16 protein-coding genes and 1 pseudogene are annotated in these 23,203 nt (G+C 41.4%); all 17 read right to left on the reverse strand.

Annotated features, from left to right (window positions below; translation table 11 throughout):
- Positions 1 to 190 (reverse strand): annotated as a pseudogene (locus tag T491_RS18140) (hypothetical protein); the annotation flags it as partial.
- A gap of 87 nt (positions 191 to 277) precedes the next feature.
- The gene (locus tag T491_RS0114185; protein ID WP_036916176.1) at positions 278 to 1,798 is read right to left on the reverse strand and encodes an RNA-directed DNA polymerase; all 1,521 of its coding nucleotides are present in this window, start codon (positions 1,796 to 1,798) and stop codon (positions 278 to 280) included.
- 38 nt (positions 1,799 to 1,836) lie between these two features.
- Positions 1,837 to 2,748: a hypothetical protein gene (locus tag T491_RS17225; protein WP_028904470.1), complete on the reverse strand. Its 912-nt coding sequence runs from the start codon at positions 2,746 to 2,748 to the stop codon at positions 1,837 to 1,839.
- Positions 2,745 to 3,644: a PIN-like domain-containing protein gene (locus tag T491_RS0114195; RefSeq protein ID WP_028904471.1), complete on the reverse strand. Its 900-nt coding sequence runs from the start codon at positions 3,642 to 3,644 to the stop codon at positions 2,745 to 2,747. The genes T491_RS17225 and T491_RS0114195 overlap by 4 nt, the downstream gene beginning before the upstream one ends.
- Before the next feature lie 708 nt (positions 3,645 to 4,352).
- The gene (locus tag T491_RS0114205) at positions 4,353 to 6,689 is read right to left on the reverse strand and encodes a hypothetical protein (protein WP_028904473.1); all 2,337 of its coding nucleotides are present in this window, start codon (positions 6,687 to 6,689) and stop codon (positions 4,353 to 4,355) included.
- Positions 6,690 to 6,740: 51 nt separating this feature from the next.
- Positions 6,741 to 9,554 (reverse strand): hypothetical protein, encoded by a 2,814-nt coding sequence (locus T491_RS0114210; RefSeq protein WP_028904474.1) that lies wholly within the window; start codon positions 9,552 to 9,554, stop codon positions 6,741 to 6,743.
- Positions 9,532 to 12,006, reverse strand: a complete 2,475-nt coding sequence (locus tag T491_RS0114215) for a hypothetical protein (RefSeq protein ID WP_155950160.1) — start codon at positions 12,004 to 12,006, stop codon at positions 9,532 to 9,534. Before T491_RS0114215 ends, T491_RS0114210 begins: the two co-directional genes overlap by 23 nt.
- A 10-nt stretch (positions 12,007 to 12,016) precedes the next feature.
- Positions 12,017 to 12,709 (reverse strand): hypothetical protein, encoded by a 693-nt coding sequence (locus T491_RS0114220; protein WP_028904476.1) that lies wholly within the window; start codon positions 12,707 to 12,709, stop codon positions 12,017 to 12,019.
- A gap of 149 nt (positions 12,710 to 12,858) precedes the next feature.
- A complete protein-coding gene (locus tag T491_RS0114225; protein ID WP_028904477.1) occupies positions 12,859 to 13,263 on the reverse strand; it encodes a WbuC family cupin fold metalloprotein in 405 nt (134 codons plus the stop codon).
- A 518-nt stretch (positions 13,264 to 13,781) separates the two neighbouring features.
- Entirely contained in the window at positions 13,782 to 14,948 is a 1,167-nt protein-coding gene (gene wecB / locus T491_RS0114230) for a non-hydrolyzing UDP-N-acetylglucosamine 2-epimerase (protein WP_028904478.1), read from the reverse strand.
- Between the two features lie 51 nt (positions 14,949 to 14,999).
- Positions 15,000 to 16,274 carry an NAD-dependent epimerase/dehydratase family protein gene (locus T491_RS0114235; RefSeq protein WP_028904479.1) on the reverse strand — a complete coding sequence of 425 codons (1,275 nt, stop codon included), beginning with the start codon at positions 16,272 to 16,274 and terminating at the stop codon, positions 15,000 to 15,002.
- Between the two features lies 1 nt (position 16,275).
- Complete coding sequence (locus T491_RS0114240) at positions 16,276 to 17,322, reverse strand: polysaccharide biosynthesis protein (protein ID WP_028904480.1); 1,047 nt, start codon at positions 17,320 to 17,322, stop codon at positions 16,276 to 16,278.
- 506 nt (positions 17,323 to 17,828) lie between these two features.
- Positions 17,829 to 19,097, reverse strand: a complete 1,269-nt coding sequence (locus T491_RS0114250) for a DegT/DnrJ/EryC1/StrS aminotransferase family protein (RefSeq protein WP_028904481.1) — start codon at positions 19,095 to 19,097, stop codon at positions 17,829 to 17,831.
- 24 nt (positions 19,098 to 19,121) lie between these two features.
- The gene (locus tag T491_RS0114255; protein WP_028904482.1) at positions 19,122 to 20,330 is read right to left on the reverse strand and encodes a glycosyltransferase family 4 protein; all 1,209 of its coding nucleotides are present in this window, start codon (positions 20,328 to 20,330) and stop codon (positions 19,122 to 19,124) included.
- On the reverse strand, positions 20,327 to 21,523 hold the full coding sequence (locus T491_RS0114260; protein ID WP_028904483.1) for an ATP-grasp domain-containing protein: 1,197 nt from the start codon (positions 21,521 to 21,523) through the stop codon (positions 20,327 to 20,329). The genes T491_RS0114255 and T491_RS0114260 overlap by 4 nt, the downstream gene beginning before the upstream one ends.
- A 1-nt stretch (position 21,524) precedes the next feature.
- Positions 21,525 to 22,592, reverse strand: coding sequence for a hypothetical protein (locus T491_RS0114265; RefSeq protein ID WP_028904484.1), 1,068 nt, complete (start codon positions 22,590 to 22,592; stop codon positions 21,525 to 21,527).
- Entirely contained in the window at positions 22,589 to 23,188 is a 600-nt protein-coding gene (locus tag T491_RS0114270) for a sugar transferase (protein ID WP_028904485.1), read from the reverse strand. Before T491_RS0114270 ends, T491_RS0114265 begins: the two co-directional genes overlap by 4 nt.
- Between the last annotated feature and the right edge of the window lie 15 nt (positions 23,189 to 23,203).

Below are 23,203 nucleotides of genomic sequence, written 5' to 3' on the forward strand. Positions count from 1 at the left end.
CTTCTTCAGCGGGCATCCCAGTCACTGCTATCGGATAAACCTTCTTATGCGTCTTCCTGTACCATTTGTCGAAAGTTGGGAAATCAACCCCGTGCTTTGTGCAGAATTCCTCTATCGAGATATTCTTCGGGAGGCCCTCAGCCTGGTACAAAAACCAAAGGCTCTCAAAATCTTTACTACTGTATACCATTTGTCTCATTCTTAAAACGAGCCCAAAGGTATCATTTTCCCATTTCATGCACAATACGTCAAAATTGACAGTTTACCTAATAAATTATCACAAAGTTGCCTTAACGAAACTCACTTTGGCCCGTTTCATTGCCTTCCAATCCCCGGGAAGATGATCCTTCGCCACAACCTCATAACAGAACAGCCAGTATCTATCCATATCCGAGTCCTTTAAACGCATAGCCTCTCTCTTGAGAGGTTTTAAGTCTGTAGCAGATTTATTTCCATGATTAACTTTCAAGTAATAAAGCCATGTCATCAGTAGCAGAACACAATCACCACGTTCAATGACCCAATTAACATCAAGCTCTTTTAAAGTAAAGTCATGTTTCAGACTATAGTAAATAGCATAGCTGATTGCCTCATAATTATGAGTTGATTTGGAGTCAGCGTAAAGAGCATCGGCATATTCTTTAATCAGTTCCTTCTTAACATCCATTGGGCCGAAAACACTATCCTCCATCATCTGTACAAGATAAGGATAGACTACAGACATATGCATAATGCGCTGTGCAGCCAGATTTTTAGCACTCTTTGTCAAATTTCGTCCAGAAAGAGCCTTTATTGCATATTTCAAAACGGCAGAGTTTCCTGTACTATTGGCCAAACCAAGAGCCAAATCGAGATAAGCATTAACTTCTTTATATGTAATTTGCTCTTTGTTGATGGAAAGGAATCCGTTCAATTTGTGAATCCACTTTTCCGCAATAGCAACAGGCAAGGCCATTATCGCAGTCTTCTTGTGATTTAACGGTAAATCATACTCTCTAAGAGCTTCCTCCAAATCGCTAAGAAATCTTTGTGCAGCTTCATTACTATCAACATAACATTCAAAGTCATCAATATTACGGATATAACGATAGCCCTTATCATAGAGTCTTTTATCTACTTTTGTCAGTATAACTTCAGACAAGAGATTTGATGCATAAGGTCCTATCAGAAGTCCATGAGTTTCACCATTCTTTAATGTTGAACAGGCGGCATCGATTTTATTATACCATAGCCCATCATTGTTACATGTAGCTTTTGCTGTCACTTTTCCTACTAAAGCCCAAGGTAACGAATGAGAGTAAATACTCGGAAAGCAAGTTGAAATATCAGCCTTGACAATAAACTTACTGGCACCGTTAGTCTTAGAAATCAACAGTTCAGTTTCCGGATTTCCATCTATGCGCCAGTTACTATAGTTCATTTCAAATATTTCTTTCTTGCCAAAAAGCTTTCTAAGATGAATACGGCTTACCCTGTAATCTTGATTATCTGTTTGCGCATGAAAGTGAGTTTTCAAATCTACCCAATGATCTCGTAATGTGGTACAAAGGCGTTGATAATTCATAGGGGTAGGAATACCAAATAATCTTGGGATGTTAATATTCCTCATTGAACTGTAGCTCACATAATCATGCCATTTATCAGGGAAAACAGGATGGTTAGCCTGACAATAGTTAAAGAAAGGCTCTGATGTGAAAACAGGAGGAAGTTTGTTGGCAAACATACCATAGCCAAGAAGCCCCTCATATAGCTCATCTGCAGTTATTTCTTCCAAAAACTCGCAATATTTCATTCCCATCCTGTTATCAATAGATTACTTAGATATACAATGAACATTTATCTCCCATCATCCGGCATCGCCGTCAACATTGCCATATAGTTTTCCAAAGTAAAGCGTCTGTAAAACTTCACGAACCCCAAAAAGCAAATGTAAGACAACGTGAAGAACAAAGACAATATAAACAGTAAATCCTTATCAAAAGGTTCTGATATATCAACCGTTGTCAGTGCATATGCGCCAAAAACGAAAAAGGTTGTGCAAAACACAAATGAAATACTCCTAAGAAAACCATAAAGAGCAATGTAGTTATCTGTCTTGCGCTGTGAATTGGGAATGTTCAAATATACATAGTGCATCACAATCCTGTGATAATCGCACTCTTGATTTACATCAGGATGATTAATACCAAGCCTGTTTGCCAGCCTGAACTCTTTAACTTTGAGTGTATTCTTCAGATATTTGTCCAACGGTCTTACAATCCATCCGTTGATATCAAAGAAATAGGCGAATGTAAATGTGGAGAATGTTATCGGGAACAGCAAAAAGGCCATAAACACTTTCATGATAATACGAAATACAGTTTTAACAAAAGCCCATTTCTTGTTGGAAGAGTTAGCTTCCGAAGCAAAAAAAGCCTTCAACATCTGCCACCAGTTCCTACCTTGTCCTCTTTCCAGAAGATACTCCGATGGATAGCCAAACACTTTCAGAGTAAATAGTTCAATGGTTACTGAAGATAGGTATGACATAATATGTCCTAAGATATAGGCAATAACAATAATAATAACAGACTTTTCTAGGTTAAACTCCATCTGAGACTCCTTGACTATATTGCGAAGGTTTTCAAAATTAGTAATTTCGCTAATATTCAATCCCATTCTGAAACAATATGCTATAATGATATAGCACATCATCCCAGGAAAAAGATATCCCATAAAGTCATATATAGAAAATGGATTCTTATTCATTGAGTGGTTGCAATATTATCTTTCAAATCGGTCTGTTGGTTATATGTAAAATCTGGTTTATTCTTCAGCTGAGTCAAAAGATTATTGACATCAGACGTTTTGGGGGATGTCAACCTGTCAATCAATTCATGCGCTGTGATGATATATATGTTCTGACCTGTATTCTCAATAAACTCATTGATAAGGTTCTGATGTGGTCTTACCATTGCGTCATTATAGATAAAGAACCAATTTGGTGTAATTCGGTTCAGAACAAGTACAATTGGTTTCTTCTCTTCCTTGGCATATCGTTCTATCTGCTTCCACACTATCAAACGATGGTGCCTGATACGAATATTTTTACTGCCAGAAAAGTCTATACTGGGGTGTCTGCGCTGCTTATGTCGCTCCTCACTTTCTTGGTATAATTGCTCCAACTGATTTTGTTCGTAGGGTTCTCCTATTCTGCCTTGAAATAATTCATCTATACGACTCCGTAATGATGAATTATTCAGGTGACCAAGTAAGAAATTCCTATCCTTATCAAGAGCATCTTTTATCTTATTCATCATTTTATCGAAGTCCACTTTTAACGTATCAGAGATATAAGGATGTTGCCCATTATCCGAGAAGTTATCCTTCAACCTATTGAGGGCTGTTGCGGCACTATCTACGTTTTTTACTTGCTCATCTACGATAGTAGCTATTCGCTCATGATAGAGCCAGGCAGTATCATAAGGTAACCAAAGACGATCTTTCTCTATTTTCTTGCTAACAATATCAAGAAAGACATTGCCGTAGCTTATTTTTAGCAGGTCAAGCAAAACTGAAGCGCCTAAAACAATAGTAGATTTGCCTATCAGTTCTTTTTGTTCATGCTTAGTATAGGTATAAAAACCGGGAAAATGCTTTTTCATTACTTCACGATATTTTCTTTCACCCACAGATTGTCTGCTATCACCCTATTCCATGCAGCCGACTGTCCACTGAGCACAACTATCAGTCTATCATTGCTATCCATATATTGCATAAGATAATCCCTTAGCTGCACATGGTTTAAATTGCTAACTATAGCCCATGTCGATTCAGTCAACTTTCCCCACCTTTCAAAGTTTTTTAGCGCTTGATAAAGTGATTCGTAATTTCTGCCTGGTATGCAGAGATCATAACTTACAATATAACAATGCGATTCGTTCATTATTATGTAGTAAAATTGTTTAAACCAAATGTTAAGTAAACTGTCAATTTTGACGTCCAAGCTTAAAAACAGCCTTTTAGGGCAGCTATCGCTACCTGAAGCGTCTAAATCGTATTAAACTTTATTACTTTTTAATACCGATGGTCATCGGTAACATATTCTTTCAGTCGCTGCGCTTGATGAAAGCGGCAAAGCCGAGCGCTCATAATTGGTCGAGTCGTGACAAAAGTCAACAATGTTAGAATCTTTACTACTGTATACCATTTGTCTCATTCTTAAAACGAGCCCCGCTCGGCTATGCCACTTGTTCCGTAGGTTTCAAGAAAGGTATCATTTTCCCATTTCATACACAAGACGTCAAAATTGACAGCTTACCCAAGTCTTGCCAGTTCTTTGGCTTAGGTATCTGATAAGGTGCGTACATCTTCTATTTCTTAAAGTTGAACTTTACCACTTCTGCATCTTTGCTGTATTTAGCAACAAGACAAGGATCAACAATTACTCTCATTGATGCCCAACCCTTTTCTCTATTGGGTTCATCAGTAATCTGAACTATAGGTTTCCCATCCTTGCTGGTATTCACCAAGACAGGTAAATCTGTAAAACGCACCACAACAACCGTGTTCCCATATTTCTCAGCTAAAGGCACGTCCCTAAGTTTGAACATAGAGCCAAACCCCGAATTGTAATAGTAAGCACCTTTGTAATATCTATGCATCGACCACTTTTTACCATCTGGCAATGGATCCATTTTGATATAACCGTCTATAGAGCTCTCCGTGTCTATCATGACGTATTGCTCTCCCTGCTCTCCAACCTCTTTTGCGAACAACTTCTCAAATTCATCCCATTTAGCATACACTTCCTTCACCTTCATCTGCGACAATGCCTCATAAACAACATATATGAACCTTGTCTTAAAAACCTGCAACATGTCATTGAACACTTGAGGATGATGCCAAATGTCTTGGTTCAACACAATTTGTTTGCTTGTAAGGAATGTATAGGCTCCTATTTCGATCTCTTCATTCTTCGTTTCCGAAAAATCGCCATTGAGGCCATCTGTTATACTACCTCTGTTACTGTATAATATAGTGTCGAACAATTCCCTTACAGGCTTCTCGTCTTCTGTAGTGAGTTGCAAATCAAATATAGTTTGAACGGGTTCCTTTGCCCTTCTTCCTTTTTGTGGTTTTTCTGACTGTAATTCTCCATTCGTAAACTTTTTCATTGCCAACTCTATCAATTCTTTTATTTTCTTGCCCTGTATCGAAGGATAGCGGTTTACAATCTCTGGATGTTTCACCCACAGCCCGCCATATTTTATCAACTCTTCTTTGGCTTTATCTATAAGTTTTCGTTTACTGTCACATACAACGTATTCTTCCTCTTCATCGGGTTCCACTGACAAAAGGAGCAACATAGCTGTAAATTTCTCCAGTAATTCCCTATCGTATTTGTGCCCTATCACTTTGTCTATCGACATATATGCACGAAAGAATGACCCGGAATTACTATCCTGATTTTCCTTACAGTTTGCATATTGCATCAATATTTGCGCAGCAGTTGTAGGGAAGAAGGAGTTATTGTTACTGCCAGCACCTTTCTTTAAGACCCCTGCCACTTCATAGTGACCGATTGAAAAAAGATATGCCGCAGCAATATAATGTACATTACGAAGTTCACGCCACATTTCCAGCCCCTCTTCATCTACTTTCTTCTGCTCCTCTACGTTCTCGCCTACAGAAAACCTCACCTCAGGCACATGATTGATATAGTCATATCGGAACTTGCAATTCTCCATAAATGCCTCAAAAAGACTGAATCTCCCTCGCTTTACGGCTTCAACCATTTTGCCAAGCATTCGATAAAAAATGGCAGTAATCGGAAGCTTATCATGCCTGAAAGTTCTAGACCAGTTCCATAGGAGGTTCCTTTCTGTTTCGCCATCATGGGGATTAAGTATATAACTCTCCACCATGCTTTCATAAAAGCGCATAGTATAGAATCCTATAGAACTTTTTTTATCATTCCTTTCTGCTTTGTCTAGTTCGATTACTCTATTCAGGACTGTTGCCACCAAATCCGCACTGTGTTTGCTATCAGCGTATCTGCACAAGTCTATCAATCTTTCTGTACGATGATTCAGAGCAGAGCTCTTCTTCTTTTCCCATTGATAGCGACTCTCAATAATACCCAGCATCTTCTGGTGGTCGTCATACTCCAGACAGGTGTGCACAAACCATAGTATGATACTCGAATACAGACCAGCCACTACAAGGCAAGACCAACTCATAATGGGCATAAACCCTTGACGAACAGTATCAGTCAACATTAGTGACAGAGCCCCCATCAAGATAACATACCCTACACTTATACCCGATCCCCACATATAGCAACGATATGATAAACTCGTTTTGAACATTCTGCTGATGCTCTCAGAGTTGTACTTCTCGTTGATGCGGGTAATGACAGAGAAAAGGTAGGTAAAAGCAAAAGCGAAAAGGGCAATAATCAATGGAATGGCGATATGAGACAAAGCATCGCTATAACCAACACCCAATTCCGATATCCCATTCACCTTTGTTGTCAACGAATCTAATGACTGATTGTGTTCCTCCAAAACATCTTTGATACCATCCAACACATTATTCGATGAATCATTATTGACAACGGCATAGCCGTCAACATCCACAGGAGCCGCTTTTACCCCTTTGGTTGCTGGCATCAAAAATGATTGATGTATTGATATAGTATCCGTCATTTGATATTATTTTCACTTAGTTATGTCGCAACTGCTCTGTTTCTGTCATAATCACAGAGTGCTGTCATCTTTCTTTCCAAACAATAATCCGACGCTCAGCTTTAAACGGTCAACAAATCGTTGGCCACGAATATCGTCTTCAACCTCTTGCCGAATTTGATGCTTCAAATCCCTTAAAGTATGTTTCTCTGTTGGATCTTGCAGATGTACAGTCTTATCAAATCGCTGTTCAATGGAATAGAGTCTGATTTTATCAAGCCAGTCATATACATCACTGTCTTTTATCTCACCACTTTTATACCTGTACTTACGTATAAGAGCATGGGCAACCAGAGCATACTCGCGTTCTATCGACGTGGAAAACACGCCCTTGTCATCAGTATTGATGGAAACGGAAATATCATGTCTTGGATATTGGCTTTGTCTGTCTATAGTGTTGAACTTTGTTATGGGGTGATGGTCATAACGGTCAATCTCTCCTATCTTGAAGTTGGATGTTGGGTTACACTCAATGGCAATGCCCAAATTCTCTACTTCTTGAAGAAGTTTTTGCTGCACCTGACAGATAGCGTGGCACATTTCATCATCCACCTCCCACGTATCATAGACTTTACTATTCAATCTCCAGTCTTTGCTATAATGGTAAAGATAATACAGTCTGCAAGCTTCACGCTGTTTACGGGCTTCGTCACAAACCTTTGACCTTACCAAAGCTTTGTTCCCCCATCCCGTCACATGATTATATCTGTTGTTTACTTTGCCGTAAGAATCATAGCATGAAGGGTTGTCACCACGCAACAGCATACTGCTATAGAATAAATCAATGTTAGGCGTACCGCCATACTCCGGATATACTCTCCTGAAACAGATACCAAAACGATGTTCTAGTTCTGCTCTACATTTATCATATAAACCCATCTGAGTCAGTCGTTTCCAAAGCCATGCAGCATTATCCATCTGCATCTGGAGCGACAACGCAACCGTATAATTCCGTAATTGGTAATATTTCTCAACGTCAACCCCAAGTACTAGACCATGTCCTATCCTGTCTCCCTTTTCCAATTGAAGAAACCGGATGGATTCGTCTACAGCTCTCAGACCATCGACAATATCCATAAAGTCTTCTCCAACATGGTATGTTATACCAAGGTCTGCTGGTCTATAATTTTGCTTATGAGTTATTTGGTGTCTTCTAAGAAATCGAAACGCCTGCGCAAAGACCTCAGGACGGGCTGCGATTTCACTATTGGCGGCATCAATACCCACTATTCTATCAGCATAATACTCACCACGCTTATTGATTTTCAAAGAATTTCTCAAGTCATATATTCCCAAAGCTTGTTTTTTTACTTTTTCTCTCAACAAGTGGTGACGAGGCTCCACTTCCAAAAGCTCTTCCTTTATTTTGTCATTCTCTTTAATAAAATGGTAGATATAGCAGTAGGTCCAGTGCAAACTCTCCGTTTCATTTCTGCTCCTGAACATACTGTTCTCTATCGCATTATCGCAGAAGTCTATCTCTGCAATATTCTTATCAACCACGTTGTCCATATCTTCATCACTCAATTTTGGAGTGATGCGAGTCTCATGATATCTACTACCATCAGGATTCTCGTTAAAAAAACTTGCTACTGCAAGATGGATAGCAGCTTTTTCGTACACAGGGTAACTTTCTGTAAAAATAAGCTTACGTCTCTCATAGATACTGAAATTGGCAAAACCTACAGTATCGTTTAGTTGACTTAGTTCATGACGAATCTCATTTTTGATAAGCAAATAGACATATAACAATGTGGCTATTTGCCCGTCATTATTTCCTCCTTTATAAATATTTGCCAGTGCATTGTATAAAATGTATCGTTCACCCGACAACAGACTATAAGCACACATCTCTTGCTTACCGCGTGGAACAGTTATTCCCTCTCTTATTGCATAATCAAAGCGTGCTGTTTCACCAGTTATTTCATTTGAATATTTTTTCCCGCAGATTTCCAATGCCGTCCCTATCGATTGTTGCAATGTATTGGCTTTGTTCAGGATAGAACCGTCGGTAAAACACCTCAGCACAGCCTTCAAATCCTTCATCGAGAAAACACCACCAGTTTTCTCTTGTTGAGCAAGAAAGAGTCGAATAGCAGCAGCGGCTACCGCTTTTTGATAAAGTCCTTCAGCATCTTTTTTGTTGTGTTGAGTGCCCTGAATAAAATCGGTCAGGTCTTCAAATTGCTCCTTTCGCCCGTCAATATGGTTCATCAAACATATCCAGTTGACGTCGAAATTGAGCGATGAACCCTTCAGATGCGCGTGTATGTCTGCCAAAGGCATCTCTAGCATTGTCTCCAACGTAGGATCATCGGTTCTGATATATGAAGGCCAAGTAAAATCGTTTCTTGATATAGTATCCAATGCATTCTTTTGGTCGTATGATGCCAGAAATGCGCATACCAGTAGATCTTCACCAATGGCTGAACTTAGCGTATGCCAGCGCAGAATGTCTTCCCAATGACATACAATATGAGTATTGTCTTTCAGTCTTAGTGTATCTTGATCCACGAAATAGAGCAATGCATTGTAAATAGAAGGAACTTTTGAGTATTGCAAAAGTACAGACTGACCATCTTCTTTCATCCAAAGCGTGGCCAACATCTCTACTATTCCTTTTAACTGGTCTATGGAATACCGCTCGTCCTCCATGCATTCTTCACGCATCATTTGGACCAGGTCCATTGATTTAACCATTGGTGATTCCACACCACACCTGCCATCCACAAATTGCTTGATAAATGGAGTGCAGTCTGCTCGGATCAAAAGCGTCCTCAGACACAATTGCAATCCTTTCTTCTTATGAATTTCCAATGCTGTCATCTATCTCGTTTTCAAACGGATTCTCTATAAATGTTTCTTCAATTACTGCCCCAAATTCTTCTTTCAATGAAGTATTCTCTGGAGCAAACAATTTAGCGAAATACTTGAAAAACTCGAAATGTATGGTGTAGGGTTTATCCTCTTCGCCCGTTCTGTCATCATCATATCGGTCATACGACTTTATACTATAACTGGCTACTGCATCAAAGAAAGCGTGAAGTAAGCCATAGCTGTCCAAACCCTCATCATACTCTTTTGCTCTGACAGTATCTAACAGGTCTTCCATTATCTCCATGTTGCGGAAACAGCAGAACGACAACCACTTTTCCTCTTCACTTTTCCATTCCTTTTTACGATTCGCCAAAGTGATACGCTTCATTTCGTTAAAAAGAGGGTCGCGCCCTTCAGCCCTATCTGCTTTCAACTTGTCAAGAAAAGCCCTTCCGTGCGGGAGTATCTGGAACCTATTGAAACAACGTTCTACCCTACACAGATTGAAGAACAAGGCTCCTAAGTCAAAACATAGATCCGAATGGAGTGTCAACTCATCATAGCATAAATCCGGTGAGATACGGAAAGACATTTGCATAGAGGGATCCTTGGAACCGTCATAATAAATGGACAACATCAAGAATTCTGCTAAGCTCACCAACTTATCAGACTCTGCCTGCTGCCAGTTATCTAAACAAGAAGCGAACAGTTTGTCTATTTTGTCTAAAGATATTATTCTATGCGATATCCTATTGCCAGGTGTCTCTTGTGGTATCGGTTCATCCAAATCCGTACAATACACACTACCGCCAACAATAGCCTCATACTCATTCCTAACTACATCGTGTTCAGGTTTTTGTATCAACAGATTGGCTCGTTCCTGCTCCTTATCTTTCTCACTCGAAGAAGAAATAGTATCGTAAGCACAATATAGTTGGATACTATAGAATGCTTTTAGGAAGAAAAGGAATTTTCGGATATCCTCGCCCACTTTCGTCCGTTGAGTCAAACGTATAATAGCAAGAACATCGCCAACTGAAATATTAAAGGGTGTATTCTGTGGGCTCATAACACTATCTACATATGGGTTTCCAACTCTGTTGCCCAAATTCGATTCATTAATCTCATCCAATATCTGAAGAACTTCGTAATTCAGCTCTTCCACATTCTGCACACGTTTCACCCTGTCAGCATAGTCTTTGTACTCTTCTGTGAGGTTGATGTCACACCAGTCATTATAGAAATACTGGCGAAACATCTCCTTATTATAGTAATGCGGGGTTGCTTCCCCTGATTCAGCATAGTCCTTCATCTGCAACAGCAGTTTAAACAGTTGCCGCATATCACGGAGATTTCTCGGCACAATATAGCTAACCCTTTTGGCGCTATTATAGAAAAGAAATCTTGTCTTTTGGAAAATCAATTCAGGAATAACCTGTTTAATTCTGATTCCTTCTGACAAGTGATACCCCCACTTTTCCTTGTCATAAAAGGCAGGCTCCGCATCCATATACTCTGAAGGTGAAGGCATATAGATACGTTGGTGCGCAGGTAACAGCTTCGCCAAGTATCGTTCGGCTCGCTCCGCTATTTCTTCCCGTTCATCCAAAGTCACCCTTGGGTATCTTCTGTATGGATTTCGGTCGTTAGTCAGAATATACTCCTCTGTATATTTTCGCTGAATAATACCCGACAATTGGTCTATCTTCATAGACATAAAGGTAATAATGTTCGGTTGCATAAAGTATTTACGCAACTGTTCACACATTTCGTAAGCATGAGCACTATCAATATCTATATCATCTATCAGCAACAGCAAGACGCCTCCATAAATACCACAATAATTCAGGTACAAATCTACCAGTTTTTTTATATTCTCTTTAATTTCCACGGATGCAGCCATATCAACCAGATACTCCATACCATCCTTGGCTTTCTTATCTCCGAACATGCTTTGCAAGTTCTGCTGTACTTTAACGAACATCTTCATCAAGTCATTCCTATACAAATTCCCTTTCCCATCGTCAGCACAATCAGCATCTTCATTTTCCAGAAACACGCTGTATAACCTGGCAATAAACAGAGATAGGACATTATGCTCTTCGTCAAAGAACGAAGGGTCAATCATCGGGATAGTAAGGAAATCTGCTTCAGCAGTGTACCTTGATCCATTACATATTTTATGATGATACGGTGATGTTAGCATATTAGCCATAGACAACATACAAGATGTTTTACCTGATCCCCGTTCACCATCAAACACAATGATATTATTATTGTTGTCAACACTGTTACGCAAGGCGTCAGGGGTTTCCCTCATCCCCTTTACACCTTTCAGATAGGCATCAACAAGGAGAACACACTGCTCATACTGATTCCTGAACATGGAATCTTTTGCATCTTCCAGATCTTCAATATACGGTCTATTATCGCCGTTCAAATCAAACTTTATCTTCTTCATGACGCCTTTATTATTTTGCAATCCAATTATTCATAGCAATATTTACTATTTTTCCGCGATAGGTTGAAAACGAAAAACCATCCGTTTCGAAAAGTTTGCGGTTATTATCTGTCAGATTCTTCCAAACAACGTCGCTTATCACAATATCGTCATCGGCCTTGCCTGCATTTTGTTGTGCTCGGTCTACGACTTCACCCGTCCATATAAAACGAGGATATCTACTGTCAATTAGATTGACAGGAAGCATAGTTACCGTGCCATAGTCCATCCCTACAGATGCTTTTATCATAGGATATTCTCGTTGCTTTGCCAGCTTTGAAACCACCATTGCCAACGTTCTTATGCGAGCCGCATCATCCAATGCCTCATTCAGTTCTGTCTTCAGGGATGTATCATACACCAATCGTAGATAATCAGCCGTGATCATAATATCCTTGCAGCAACTGCTCGAACCTCCAACACAAATTGCTTCTGAAACAAAGCTTTGAATGACAGGAAGATTTAGCTTCTTATCCACAGGGTGCCACATATCAGGCACTATTTCATATTTCACATGAATCACTGTAGCCTGAGACAAATATTCCGATGATGAATTAATATTTTCGACACTCGGAATTGCCCGGGCTGCTTTCTCCGGTATATTTGATGATAAAATGGAGTCTATCCGACTCAGAGATTCTGAAAAATTATATATTGTTGCCATTTAACTTATTCAAATCACACAAAAAGACTTTTGCCTTTATCATATCTTCGTCTTTCTTAATCTTCTTCCCTCAGTATTTCCGCTTTTCTGGCATCTCCACTGTGGTACAAATAGGTAAGCGCAAAATTGCCAAAGAGCTTTGATGTATTTCATTGCTTTGGCAATTCTAAGATCCCGTCAAGTTCATGAGGGACAAACGGCCCCTCTTTGCATTCAAATATCACGCTATCCGGCTCCATTGCTTCAATCGTATGCCACACGCCTTTCGGAATATTCACGCCATATCTACCTTCTTCCGCACAGAGCACCACGTCCTCGATAATCGACCCATCATCCCTATACGTAGTCACCCGCACCTTCCCTCTCAGAATCACAAACGTCTCATCCTTCGTGGGATGTTGATGTATCGGCACGTCCGTCCCAAGCTCCACAGCATTCAAAAAGCGATGACATTTCTCATCCAAGCTCTGATGGAAGTTGTAATTCATTCGCAAACGAGGAGATTCCTTCGCCTGCTCCGATACTCTATCAAGAAGTTCTGTATCAATAACCATGGAGAATTGTTTTCAAATAATTAATTGAGTTTCTTCTAGTCCATCCGTCGGATCAATTTTATACATATATTACCCCCTTGGCATAGCAATTTTCCGCAAGGCGGACCTTAATAGATTAAGATTCAACGCGTTACGAGATATTTTAGCATATTCACATTTATGTACTCAGGGTGATTTTCGATGTCGACATCCCTTTCCGTTCGCAAATATACGAAATTTCTCTTTACTTCCAAACAAAAACAAGAAAAAATCGAATTATTACCAAATATCTCAAAAAAAATAAAACGCTAACCAAGTATTTCTACTTTGTTAGCTGCTACCTTTTTATTTGGGGCTATTAGGGGTGAATGGTGGTGATGGTGATGATTGATTATTCATTCACATATGGCCGAGGCCCTACGCTACGTTATGAGCCCCTTACAGGGGCGATGGGTGATTGGATATTGCCCCTACAGGGCATAAAAAAAAAGGCCGATGCAGTGCATCGACCCTCTTGCGTATTCTCTAATTCTTGGGATTTAAAACTTCCTCCAAACCATTTTGTTCACAACACCCACATAACTCTGGATGATGCGCACCACCTTGGTTGATACATTCTCATCCACATAGTCAGGCACGGGAATGCCCTGGTTGCCATCCTTAATCAGGCTTACAGCCACATCAACGCTCTGGAGCAATCCAACGGTATCAATACCACTCAGCACAAAGCAACCCTTATCCAATGCCTCTGGTCTCTCTGTAGATGTTCTGATACAAATTGCCGGGAACGGATGCCCAACTGATGTAAAGAAACTACTCTCTTCAGGCAGAGTACCAGAGTCAGAAACTACAGCAAAAGCATTCATCTGCAAGCAGTTGTAATCATGGAATCCCAGAGGCTCATGCTGAATCACGCGCTTGTCCAACACAAATCCCGACTGCTCCAATCTCTTGCGACTACGAGGATGACAAGAATACAAAATTGGCATATCATACTTCTCAGCCATCTTATTGATTGCAGTGAACAATGACATAAAATTCTTCTCAGTATCAATATTCTCTTCACGGTGAGCAGAGAGCAGGATATACTTTCCCTTCTCCAGTCCAAGCCTAGAATGAATATCGCTTGCCTCAATCTCAGCAAGGTTATTGTGCAGCACCTCTGCCATAGGCGAACCCGTCACATACGTTCTCTCCTTAGGCAGGCCCGTATCAGCCAAATACCTACGGGCATGCTCCGAGTACGCCATATTCACATCGCTAATAATATCCACGATTCGGCGGTTTGTCTCCTCCGGCAGACACTCGTCCTTACATCTGTTACCGGCCTCCATGTGGAAGATAGGTATATGCAGACGCTTAGCACCGATCACGCTCAGACAACTATTCGTATCACCCAATACCAGCACAGCATCAGGCTTCGTCTCTACCATCACCTTATAACTCTTGTCGATGATGTTACCCATCGTTGCACCGAGATCATCACCCACAGCCTCCATATAGATATCAGGATCTGCAAGTTTCAGGTCCTTGAAGAACACCCCATTCAGGTTGTAGTCATAGTTCTGACCCGTATGTGCCAACAGACAGTCAAAATACTGTCTGCACTTATTAATCACAGCTGCCAGTCTGATAATCTCAGGGCGTGTACCCACGATAATCAGCAGCTTCAGCTTTCCATCGTTCTTAAAATGATTAATATTCATCTTATACAATTTTGAATCTAATTATTGTCAAATTTCGAGCATAGCGACCCATCAAACCTTCTCGAAGAACGTATCAGGCCGACTTGGATCAAATATCTCATTGCAGTACATCACCGTCACCAGATTCTCCGTCTCCGAGAGATTGATGATATTGTGCGTGTATCCTGGCAACATGTGTATGCACTGGATATTGTCACCACTCACCTCAAACTCTATCACCTCATCACTACCCAATTTGCGTTCCTGAATCAAGCCGTGGCCAGCCACTACAATAAAGAATTCCCACTTGGTATTATGCCAATGCTGACCTTTGGTGATGCCAGGCTTCGAGATGTTGATGGAGACCTGACCGCTATGAACAGTATGAAGTAATTCAGTAAAAGAACCTCTATCATCCTCGTTCATTTTTAAAGGAAAAGCAATTTTTTCCTTTGGCAGATAACTGAGATAAGTCGCATATAATTTCTTTGCAAAAGCGTAATCAGGAATCTCAGGAACCGATGGAGCAGCGAGGGCAGAGTCATGCTCGCATGAACTATGCCGAGTCGCGACAGAGGTCGACCATTGGTCAATCATCAAAGTCTTTGGCTGTTCAGCGAAACTCTTAAGCAGCTCAACAATTTCACCAAGAGTAACCTTGTGAGTAATTGGGCAATACCTGTACTTGCCGAGGGGTCCAGGAATAACCTCTAATCCCTCGAACTCGCAGTGATGACCTTTACCCTGCAAGATGGCAATCATCTCATCTACGAGGTCATCAATATAGAGCAGTTCCAGTTCTACACTTGGGTCATTGACCGTATAAGGGAGGTCGTTGGCGAAGGCATTGCAGAAGGTTGCTACAGCCGAATTATAGTTAGGTCTGCACCATTTACCGAACAGATTGGGGAAGCGATATACATGCACTTCTGCACCAGTCTCTTTACCATATTCCAAGAACAAATCTTCACCAGCTTTCTTGCTTCGTCCATACTCGCTATTACCGAAACGACCAGTCAATGAAGCCTGCTGACTCGAAGACAGCATCACAGGGCACTTGTTCCCATACTTCTTCAATGTATCAAGCAGTGTGCTGGCAAAGCCAAAGTTACCCGCCATGAACTCTGACTGCTCCTTCGGGCGATTCACACCTGCAAGATTGAATACGAAATCGCAATCACTACACCACCTGTCAAGTTCTTCTGCAGTATTGTCAATATCGTATTCATAAACAGCTTCGATAGAAAGTTCAGGAAACCTTCTATCTTTGCCGTCTTTAATTGTATTGAGTTGAGCACAAAGGTTCTTACCTACGAACCCCTTTGCTCCAGTTACAAGTATCTTCATATTATACGAGATTGGGAATACCATTAAGTTCATTCTGGATATACTGCAACGAAGCAATCTTCTCCTTAGTTTCCTCAAGATTCAGAATCCTCGTGTTATTCGAGTTGAACTCATCAATCAGCGCACGCTTCACATCACCCTCCTTGAAGTACTTATCATAGTTCAAGTCACGGTTATCTGCTGGCACTGCATAGAAGTTACCCATATCAATAGCCTTGGCCGCCTCTTCCTTGGTGAGCAAGGTTTCATACATCTTTTCTCCGTGTCTTATTCCTATGACCTTGATCTCTTCTTTCTTGCCACCAAAAAGCTCACAAACAGCCTCAGCCTGGGTCTGAATGGTACAAGCGGGTGCCTTCTGAACCAGAATGTCACCATTCTTACCGTTCTCGAAGGCAAAGAGCACCAAATCTACAGCCTCTTCCAGCGACATGATAAATCGTGTCATCTTAGGTTCTGTCAATGTGATAGGATTACCCTTGCGAATCTGGTCAATCCAAAGAGGAATAACGCTACCACGGCTACACATCACATTACCATAGCGCGTGCAGCAGATCTTGGTGTCGCCACTCAGACGGCTCTTAGCTACAGCAATCTTCTCCTCAATAGCCTTGGTGATACCCATGGCATTGATAGGATAAGCTGCCTTATCGGTCGAGAGACAAATCACACACTTCACGCCTGCATCGATAGCTGCGTCCAGCGTATTGTCTGTACCAATCACGTTAGTCTTCACTGCCTCCATTGGGAAGAACTCGCAACTGGGAACCTGTTTCAAGGCAGCTGCATGGAACACATAGTCCACACCCTTCATAGCGTACTTCAGTGTGCTCTTGTTACGCACGTCACCAATGTAGAACTTAATCTTGTTGGCCACCTCCGGCATACGCGCCTGGAAGTCATGACGCATATCGTCCTGCTTCTTTTCATCACGCGAGAAGATGCGGATTTCACCAATATCCGTTCTCAGGAAGCGGTTCAACACTGCATTACCAAAACTACCTGTGCCTCCTGTTATCAACAGGGTTTTTCCTTCAAAAACACTCATAATTATATTTTTATATTTATTTATCTATTAAACCATTAACCAATTAAGCTACAAATTTAAAATCTCATCATCATCAAGTGGTCTATATGAGCCATCTTTCGCCTCAAACAGCACAGTTCCGCTCTCCAGACACTTTAAGCTATGCCACTGCCCTTTCTCGATATTCAGCACAACTCCTCCCGGCACCATATCTATGGTCAGCACTATTGCGCATATCCCGATTGCATCGTAATCTCGGGTTTTCCTTGGCCTTTGCCGTCAACTCATCCAGTATCTTCTTATCTACAACCATTCTTTATCTCCTTTAATCCAGCCTCAATCTCTTCATATGCGACCGTTCCACCCCACATACGATAAACGTACTGAGGTGTCACACACCCAATATCGCGATTAAACGAGAGCAATGCCAAGTTTACTTGAGCTTTGCCGAGTATGAGCGATTTCGACAAAGTCAAAGTCCAAGAACAAGATTAAGTCTCAAATTCAATGCTGCTAGTCGATTACTTTTACAGGTTCTTCACGATGTCCACAAAGTTGCTAATCACATACTCCACATCCTCATCTGTGAGTTTCGTATGCAATGGCAGTGTCACCTCATTCTCAAATAGATGATAAGCATTAGGGTAGTTTTTGATATCAAAGCCCAGTGCTTTATATGCCGTCATCATAGGCAGCGGCTTGTAGTGCACATTGCAGGCAATGCCCCTCTCTGCCATCTTTACAATCACATCACGACGTTCCTGGTCGGTACGTCCCAGCAAACGGGTGATATACAGGTGTCCACTTCCTGCGAAATCCTCACCAAAATGCTTCAATACGGCTACAGGTAGATCTTTCAGTGCATTGTCATACACTCCAATGATATGACGACGACGTTCCAGCATACCTTGATAACGCTCCAGCTGTGCAAGTCCAATTCCGGCCATAATGTCCGTCATATTGCACTTGTACCAAGGGCCAATCACATCATATTCCCAAGCACCAAGTTGAGTCTTGGCAAGCGCATCCTTATTCTGACCGTGCAGGCTCAACAACTGAGATATACGATAAAGCATCTCATCCCAAGTCTCACCTTCTTTCCTTGGAACTGTCGAGAAATAGCTATCGTTAGCGTCAACATCAATGATATCGTTTCCAAACGGAAGGTGCCACACGAGGGCTCCTCCTTCAGCGGTAGTCAAGTTCTTCACAGCATGGAAACTGAAAGAAGAAAAGTCAGCAATACTTCCAGCCATCTTTCCGTGCCACTGGGCACCAAAAGCGTGAGCATCATCAGCAGCTACAATAATACGTCCTATCTTCTTTTGAATCTCGTTGGCAGGACGGAACAAATGCTTCTTGGACTCAATCACAGCAAAGATCTTGTCAAAGTCACACATCACACCACCCAAATCCACCGGACAAATGACTTTTGTCTTCTCAGTGATAGCTTCAGCCAACTTGTCATAGTCCATCTCCACATTGTCCTTCTGGCTGTCCACCATCACTACTTTGCACCCCACATGTTGGGTAACAGAAGCTGTAGCAGTATAGGTATAAGCTGGCACAATGACTTCATCTTCAGGGCCAACACCTATCAGACGAAGTGCCATTTCCATAGCAGCCGTTGCAGAGTTAAGGCATACTGCCTTGTTGGTTCCAACATAAGCTGCAATCTTCTTCTCAAACTCTTTTGTCTTCGGACCTGTTGTAATCCAACCACTTAAAATAGCCTCAGATGCTAATTTTGCCTCTGCCTCCGACATATCCGGCGGAGAGAAAGGAACGTTTCTCAATTTAGTGTTCATATTTAATAACGATTATTTCTTTACTACAGATTTGATTATATCAACGTATTTCTTTGCACCCACTTCTTTAGTGAGATTATTCAATATAAACTGACGGGCGTTTTTGCCCATTTCTTCACATTTTTCTCTATTTGTTGCCATTTGTCTGATGGCGGCCACAAATTCCTTCACGTTACCTGCGTGAGAGAATACGCCACAGTTATTATTCTCCAATATCTCTTTCAGTTCTCCTTCATCAAAACTGGCCACAACAGGTCGTCCGCACGACATAATTGACCAGCTCTTAGATGGCATAGCACTACCGCCAAGCCCTTCTTTACAAGAAACTATACAGGCATCACCCAGCGAATACACATATTTTACTCTCTCTAAAGGCTGTAATGGATTCAAATGAACATTTGTCAGCCCCTCGTTAGATATACGCTTGCGTACCTCTTTCTCCAGACCTCCAGACCCAAATACCGCAAACTGGACTTCTGGCAATTCTTTCGCGCCAGCCAATACTATGCCTATGTTCTGAGCATTCCCAAGATTACCGGCATAAACAATAGTGAACTTATTGCGGTCTAATTCAAACTCATCAAATAGCGGGTTATCCTCTTTCGCTACCGGCTGTACAGCCTTTTCATCTACCCAGTTATACACCACCTCAATCTTCTCAGCAGGTACGCCACGTGCCACCATACTGCGTTTAATATCATTAGAGATAGCAATAATCTTGTCTGAATTGCGGAATGTCACATTCGACACCCACATACCAATCTTCCAAAGTAATCCGCCTTGTTTCGCCAGTCCTGTACCGCTAAGAGTTTCAGGGAACAAGTCCTGTGCATTATACACCACAGGTTTCTTTCTTAACAAACGTACTATGGGCAATTTCAATCCTTGAATTGGAGGTGTGCTATCAATAAAGGCCACATCATACTCCTTCCAGAGCATATAATGCAACTGAACTATCTCGCAAAAAAGATATCGCAAAGCCCTCAACACAGGGTTCTTCCCTTCCCCGTACATCCGGAAACGATGAACCAATACCTTTCCGTCACAAAGTATTTCTTCTCTATCCCACTTTGCCCCAGGCGCTACATTTCTTGTAGGAGTCGGAACAGTTATCACGGACTCTATCCCCTGCCGTGCTGCTTCTGCAGTCATATCATCTATAACAAACAGGCCAGCACATTGTTCTGGATGGTAATATGAAAAAGGTATCAGAATTTTCATGCAGTTATCATCTTTACTTCCTTTATCATTCTTTCAGCTCGGTCAATAGCCTCTTTGACTGTATCAGCAATAACAATCACATGTCCTGACCTGTCAAGACTTGATTTGACCTCTGGAATAACATCTCCCACTTTATGATAAATCTCCGCATCATATACGTGAGCATCATTTAATGCCTCCTCATTCTCAATAGCCACTAACTTACCAGGCTTAGGAGTAAAATAACGAATGCAAACCCCATGTTTATCCTCAACAGGATTCAGATTAGGCTCTACACCAAGTACTACATTAATTGTAGCAGCCACCATATCTATTCCGCTGCTCAAATGAGTCAATTCAGTAGATATAAAGTCTCCTCCCATCCTGGCGCCAATTTCCATCAGATAAGCCTCCCCATTCTGAACTTTCAGTTCACAATGAGCAGCACAATAGGTCAAACCTAAAGCTTTGCATCCTGCTATAGCACCTGCTTTTAATTTCTCTTGTATCTCCACAGGATAAACCGAAGGCTGGTTATGACCTAATTCTACAAAGTAAGGTGCTTCCGTAGTCTTCTTATCTGTAACGGCCAGCACATGCGGCTCTCCATTCCATACTATTACCTCAACAGAAAACTCAGGTCCTTCTATGAATTGCTCAATCAGAACACTATGATCGCGACTTTCATTCAAAGCCCTCCGATAAAGTTCAATGAAAGCATCCTTCGTAATCCCCTTTTCCACTTTAGCGATACCTCGAGAACCACTATTACGTGAAGGTTTCAGTATGGCATTAGTAGAGAACTGTTCGCAGAATATCTCCCAAGCATCTTCTTCATCTTTTGTTAATATAGACTTAGGACTTGGTGCGCCATATTTCTCAAATGCCTCACGCATCAAGTGTTTGTTTGTGGCGCGAATAGCCATCTCTTTTGAGATACCACTCAAATGCAACTCGTCATTGATACGACCCATCACATTCATAGCCACCTCTGAACAAGGATGAATCACACCGTCTATCTGCTCTTCTTTAGCAATAGTAACTAATTTCTCTTCATCCATCAGTCCACCCGGCACGATAGCTTTATCAGCCAATGCCATACCAGGAGCATTGGGGTCATCATCTACAGCAATGACATATACGCCCATTTCACGGGCTTTCTTTATTACTGGGATCTGAAGCAGACCCGCAGCAAGTACCATTAATTTCTTCATATTATTTGCTACAAGTAGAAATCACAATTGAGGCTATATCCTCTATGTCGTCATAGTTATATCTTTGGTCAACAGGTATTGAAAGCATCTTGTCTGCCATCTTTGCAGAGACGTTGCATGTCGCTCTTGCTTCATCTGATATTGGCCAAAGCACTGGAGCATATACCCCTTTCTGTGCCAACTGCTTCTGCACAGAATCCCTATTCTCAACAAGTATTGGCAAAGAGAACGGAGCACCATTGAAACTCCTTTCCAATCCTGGAATCATCTTTACCCTTCCGTTCAGTAAGCCCCACAGGTGTTTCATATTCTCCCTTCTAGCAAAAGCAATCTCTGCGCCATTGATGCTTTCAATCTGTTTCAACGACACCTCAGAAATGGGATGGACGCCATCCAGCTTGTCAATCATTTCCTCTCCGCGCCTCAACTCTGACAGAAACGTGTCTTTATCGTCCAATGACTTAGTAAAAGCATACCGCCCCTTTTGCTGTTGTGCGCCCAGACGCAATTGTCCAAAGCCAGGTGCTGTACCTCCTATGTAAGCCTTGTTAGTCGGTTTCTTGCTGAGAATAATAGCCCCATCGCTCACACCAATAGACTTTCTAATGCTTGAAACATAATAGTCAACCTGCTCGTTGAATATCTGATCCAAACAGAAAGTGCAATGAGAGAAGTCCTCTATGACAGTTATCTTCTCATTGAATTCCTTTACTATGGCAATTGCTGCATTCGTTGCTGCACCGCCATAGAAATTCATGGTTAATATGGCATCCGCTTTACAACCTCTCAACAATATTTTCAGATAGTCTTCATCTACCGTCAAATCCTCATTGAGTCGGTAATATACTATTGTCCAACCCGAGAATTCAAATGGTGCAGTCATAGACCAGCAACTATATGCAGGACATAAGATAATAGCCTCTTTCCCAGGTTTGCAATTGCAAGAAGCATACAACAAAGCTTCCCTGCCATTTCTCAGGTAGGTTATTTCTCTGCCATATTTCTCGAATGTATCAAAATACCTATCAGGCAGAAGCACTGCCGGATGTTCACTACCGTACTCTCTCATTTTCTGTCTTCGTCAATGTTGATATTCTCACGGAACAATACAGTCTTAATGGTCTTGAAGAAAATCTTCACATCAAGCCAGAACGATATATTCTCTGCGTAATACACATCATTCTTCAGTTTCACCAGTCCATCCACACTATTGCGGAAATACGCCTGATTATAGCCTGTAATACCAGGCTTCACTGTGAGAATCACCCTCTCATGTTCATTGTATTTTTCTAACCAGTCTAGAGGGTCAGGACGAATTCCTATCAAACTCATTTCTCCTGTCAGAACATTAAGAAACTGCGGAATCTCGTCCAGGCTGGTCTTGCGGAGGAACTTACCTACCTTTGTCACACGTGGGTCGTCATCACCATTGTAGGTGCTACCATCCTCTAGTCGGATGTCAGGAGCATTCACCTTCATGCTGCGAAATTTCAGCATCCCAAAGGGTTTACCCTTGTAGCCTATGCGCTTACCGGCATAGAAGATAGGGCCTTTATCATCAAACCAGATGAATGGAGCAACAATTACAATAATCAGCAACACGAAAGGAAGAGCGAGTAAAGCAAAAATCAAGTCAAAAACTCGCTTAAAGAAATGTCTGTACATAATTTTTATATCAAT

The sequence above is a fragment of the Prevotella sp. P6B4 genome, from assembly GCF_000619985.1.
GTDB lineage: Bacteria > Bacteroidota > Bacteroidia > Bacteroidales > Bacteroidaceae > Prevotella.